The sequence below is a fragment of the Brachyspira suanatina genome, assembly GCF_001049755.1.
Lineage (GTDB): Bacteria > Spirochaetota > Brachyspiria > Brachyspirales > Brachyspiraceae > Brachyspira > Brachyspira suanatina.
Map to the genome: position 1 here is coordinate 1 of NZ_CVLB01000031.1, position 5,138 is coordinate 5,138.

Genomic DNA, 5,138 nt, shown 5'->3' on the forward strand with positions numbered 1-5,138 from the left:
AAATAATATCTTCATTCAGAGTATATAGCATGAGAGTAGATACTAATACAAGCGATGATATTATAAATAATTATGCAGATTTTTAGAATTAATCATCAAGAATGATGAAGAAAAGAAATGCAAACAAAAATAAATGAATTATTAGGTTATTATATAACAAAAACAGAGGCAGAAATAAATAATTTAAATATTGCTTAAGATAACAATGAATATACAGCTTTATTATATATAAAGCTGTATATAAAAAATATAACTTTTTAGAGAAAATGACTTGCTATCTTTCGACAAAGAGTTATTGTCACACCATAAATCATTAATTAAAAAGAGGTAATTAAAAATGAATAAAAAATCAAAAAATCATAAGCAATTAGAAGCATTAGAAAAAAATAATAATAATGAAGCTACAATAGAAATAAGAAAATTATTAAATAATAATAATTTATTTGCAGACATACGAGAATATGATGCGGCAGTATATATAGAATATTATATAAATGGAAAAAGAAGATACGATGAAGTTATAGGAGCTCACATTAAAGATAATAAAACTGTATGCAATTATCCAGTTTACTCTACTTATATAAGTGATGAAACAAACAAAGAGTTTATGGCACATTATGCAGTATTATTAAAGTTATCATCTAAAATATTAGAAAAAGATACAATTAGAAATAAAATTAACAAAATATTAACTAGATATATGAATAAAATAAAATATGAAATAGACAATTTGAAAGTACTGTAAACCTTTTTTTAATTATTTAAATGGATACTTTATATATAATAATATATAAAGTATCCAGATTATAAGGTAAATACACCTTCGCTTTCATAAATACTTGTCGTATCTTCAAAATGATTTTTAATCACTCTATGAAGAGCCATAATAGAGGCTACAACACCATCTATTCTTTTATATGATCTTCTTCTGTCAGGTTTTACAGGAAGATAATTATCTCTACCATCTGTTTTTACTTCACAGCAGCTTATCATCCAATTAAGAACTGCATTATTACCATGTAAAAGTTTTCGTTCATCTATAGTTTTTTCAAATAAAGAAGTTCCTTCAGATAAACCTCCAACAGCAAAAGACTGCCTAACCTGTTCCATTTTGAAGCCTTCGCTTTCTAAGTGTGTTACTATTTCAATAGCTTTCCAAGGGTCATAAGCTATTTCTATAATTTCAAAATATGCAGCATCATTTAAGATTGAAGATTCTATAACATCAAAATCTATTATATCACCGCTTGTTAAAGTAATTAAACCTTGAGAAGCCCATAATTCATAAGGTACTCTGTCCTCTTTAGAACGCTGCCTGATATTTTCTTGAGGCATAAAGAATCGTGGCAGAAGTATATATGGACCATTATCAATAGAATCAAAACATAAAACATAAGCCGCTATATCTCTTGTCGTTGCCAAATCTAAACCAATACATGCCTTCCTGCCTTTTAATTCATTTATATTTATATTTTGATGTGAATAAGATTTAAGCCACCTGTCAGAAGAAATCCAAACCTCGCTTGCCTGTGTCCAAACATTCAAGTTCTTTGTAAGAATATCTGTTCTTTGAATAGGTTTATCTAGTCCTTCTAAAAGCCTAGATTTTAGGTAACTGTCTTTTACAGAAACATTTATATTAGGATTAGCTTGAAAAATAATTTTATTTATTAATTCTTCCTGCTTTGAAACATCTTCATTTTTATTTAACTTTTCTTTATATTCAGACATAAATACCCAAATATCATTGATGTTATCAGGCTCGTATATTATAGTAAAATACTCATCATTATTTAATGAACCTTGTAATACTTGCTTTGCATATTCATATTCAGAAAAACATACTGAAGATTTATCAAATCCAGCCGTAGTAATTATAAATATAAGAGGCTGCCTTCTAGCTCCCATTCCAGATTCAAGAACATTTAATAATTCATTATCAGGATGAGCATGGTATTCATCTACTATAACTAAATGCGGATTTAATCCGTCTTCAGTATTGCTGTCCTGTCCAAGCGGTTTGGATTTTGAGGCAGTATCTTTTTTCTTTGTAATTGTAGAAGTTTGTTTATATGTAATCGCTTCTTTATTAAGAGCTTTTGCTTTTCTTATTTGCCTTTCGCTTTCACTCCATGCAATTTTCGCTTGATCTTTTTTAGTAGCTATATAGTATATTTCAACTCCAGCCTCTGCAGGACTGTCGCAGAAAAAACAATAATTACCAATGCCAGATGCAAAAGTAGTTTTTCCATTCTTCCTGCTCACTTGAACATATGCTTTTTTGTAACGTCTGAGTTTATTTTCCTTTCTTCTCCATCCGAATATACTTGCTATTATAAACTGTTCCCAAGGCTCTAGTATAATATTATGATTTGCCCATTCTCCTTTCGTATGTACTAAAGATTGAATAAAAGTAATAGGACGTTTAGCTTCGTTCTCATCAAAATAAAAAGGATAATCATTATTTTTTGATTTTTCTATATCGTCCAAATGCCTTTTCACAGATAAAAAAGCAGCTTGACAGACTGGTAATTCTTTATTTATAACTTTATTGATATATTCTTCATAAGTATACATCATATTTAACCATTTATCATTTTTTCAAGCGGATCATCCTCTTCTATAGTGTCAGGTGCAGGAACTTTCTTTTTAGAAGCAGGAGTTAAACCGAACTCGGTAAGCATTTTAGTATATGCTGTTATAGCTTTATGATATGCTAAATATTCGCCCATTGTTTGAGAGTTTTTACCTGCTAAATATCCAGCTATAGAACCGCCTTCATTAATCATAGCTTCATAAAGATTCATAGCATCACCATAATGCAGACATAAAAGTTCAAATGCTGATAAATCGGCATCTCCAAGCATATTTTTTTCAGCAAAAATAGGAGCAAGTTCTTTCCATTTTTTTAAAGAATACCCACAAAAATATTCTGGCGGGATTTGGTATTTTTAACGGCTTTTTTTGGCTTATTTTGGGCGTTTTTTGGGGCTTTTTTAGCTTTATCGGGCATTTATACTCCTAATAGTATATTTTAGTTAAAAATATATATTAATAATAAGTAATATAATATTTTATAACTATAAGAAAAAAAATAATTCAGGAGCTTTTTATGGTTAGGAAAGTTGTTATTGGAAACTGTACTTTACTTAAGGGAAATTGTGAAGAGGTTATGGAAGAATTAGAAAGTAATTCTATAAATGCTGTAGCATCAGATCCACCGTATTTATATTTAAAGCATAAACTAGATATACCTTTCAATGAAGATAAAGTATTTGGAGAATGGAAAAGATTATTAAAAAATAATTCTATGATAGCATTTTTTGGAAGAGGAGATGCTTTTTTCAGATGGAACTTAATGCTTGACAAATTAGGTTTCAAGTTTAAAGAAAATGCTGTATGGGAAAAAGAAAATGCTTCTAATTATCTAAATAATTTTTTAAGAATACATGAAGATATTTCTTTTCGCAGTTTAGGGAATGCTAATTTAAGAAAGGAATATGTTGACTATTTAGAATATCAAATTAATAAAAATAAATTAGATAGAATTATAGATATTTGGAAAGGTTTAAGAAGTGCATTAAACAGTAAAGATAAAGATGATGTTATTAAATATATAGAAACAGGCATCAAAGAGTTTAATTATGAAACTAAAAGAAAATATGAAATAACAGCAAGAAAACATCAAGGTGCAAAAAGAGGAGTTAATTTATTTCAGTCAGTAAAAGTTGGAAAAATAGAAACATCTATTATGCGTTGTAATAGAGAGCAGTATCAATATCAGCATCCAACGCAAAAACCTGTTGCTTTAATGGAGAGAATAGTGAAATTAGTTTCAGATGAGAACGATACTATATTAGATCCATTTATGGGCGGAGGCAGTACAGGAGTAGCATGCATTAATACTAATAGGAAGTTTATAGGTATAGAGCTTGATGATGAATATTTTGATACAGCAGTCAAAAGAGTAAGTAAAGCATATCAAGATAAACAAGAGGAGTTGCTTGATAAAAAAGCAGCATAATATAATTATATAATGCTTATATTTCCTTATATTTTTTTATATATTATATGTCTGTAATAAAAAATATAGGGAATTATATAAAAAAATGGCTATTTCCTGATTTTAGCCATATAGATGGAAGTAATTTTTTATCAATTCAAAATGATAAAACTCTATCAGCAGTCAATCCTAATACTGCTTTAACTTTCTCTACAGTATTTGCATGCGTGAGAGTTATAGCTGAAACAATAGCAACTTTACCTCTTTTTGTATATAAAATAAATGGGAATAATAAAGTAAAAGCTAAAGATCATTCTTTATACAGCTTATTACATGACTCACCTAATGAAGAATGCACATCAGTATCATTTATAGAAAGTCTAATCACTCAAATACTTTTGCAAGGCAACGGTTTTGTAGAAGTAGTAAGAGATAATTTCAACAGGGTAACAGAACTTTATTTAATAGATTCTAATAAAATACGCATTTTTAGAAATTCAAACGGCAATAAAATGTTTGAATATTCCGATGACGGAAAAATAATCACTTTATCTCCATTACAAGTTATGCATATAGCAGGACTTGGATGGAACGGAGTGATAGGATACAGTCCAATAGCTATGCTCCGCAAGCAGATAGCTACAGGGCTTTATCAAGATAATTTCGCATTAGATTTCTTTTCTAATGGTGTTAAAAAAGTTCCAATTATTTCACATCCGCAAAAATTAAGTTCAGATGCTAAAAAAAACTTAAAAGAAAGCTTCAGAGAGGCTTGGGAAAAAGGTATAGTTGTTCTTGAAGAAGGAATGAAAATAGAGCCTGTGACAATGAATTTGTCAGATGCTCAGTTTCTGGAAAGCCGAAGATTTTCAGTAGAGGAAATATGCCGAGTGTTCCGTGTACCTCCTCATTTAATCGGTGATTTAAGCAGAAGTACAAATAATAATATAGAACATCAAAGTATAGAGTTTGTTACTCATACCATAAGACCTTGGTGCGTTCGTATAGAAAAAGCATTAAACGGCTATTTATTAAGCGGATTAGAAAGAAAAAAATATAATATAGAGTTTAATTTGGATGGACTTTTAAGAGGTGATACTCTTACAAGACAGCAAGCAAATCAAATCAAATTAAA

The 5,138-nt window shown here is 29.1% G+C and carries 5 protein-coding genes; 3 read left to right on the plus strand and 2 right to left on the minus strand.

The features are described 5' to 3' along the window. Window positions 1–337 precede the first annotated feature (337 nt). Window positions 338–745 carry a hypothetical protein gene (locus BRSU_RS14145; protein WP_047104462.1) on the plus strand — a complete coding sequence of 136 codons (408 nt, stop codon included), beginning with the start codon at window positions 338–340 and terminating at the stop codon, window positions 743–745. 59 nt (window positions 746–804) lie between these two features. Here the strand turns inward: BRSU_RS14145 and BRSU_RS14150 are convergent, their stop codons facing one another. Both BRSU_RS14150 and BRSU_RS14155 read right to left on the minus strand, forming a co-directional pair. Continuing rightward, window positions 805–2,577 (minus strand): terminase TerL endonuclease subunit, encoded by a 1,773-nt coding sequence (locus tag BRSU_RS14150; RefSeq protein WP_048596151.1) that lies wholly within the window; start codon window positions 2,575–2,577, stop codon window positions 805–807. 5 nt (window positions 2,578–2,582) lie between these two features. Beyond that, entirely contained in the window at window positions 2,583–2,867 is a 285-nt protein-coding gene (locus tag BRSU_RS14155; RefSeq protein ID WP_245158127.1) for a P27 family phage terminase small subunit, read from the minus strand. 245 nt (window positions 2,868–3,112) lie between these two features. Between BRSU_RS14155 and BRSU_RS14160 the strand changes: the two genes are divergently transcribed. Beyond that, window positions 3,113–4,024, plus strand: a complete 912-nt coding sequence (locus BRSU_RS14160; protein ID WP_048596203.1) for a DNA-methyltransferase — start codon at window positions 3,113–3,115, stop codon at window positions 4,022–4,024. Between the two features lie 47 nt (window positions 4,025–4,071). Further along, the coding region (locus BRSU_RS14165) for a phage portal protein (RefSeq protein WP_048596230.1) at window positions 4,072–5,138 on the plus strand (1,067 nt) is incomplete at its 3' end.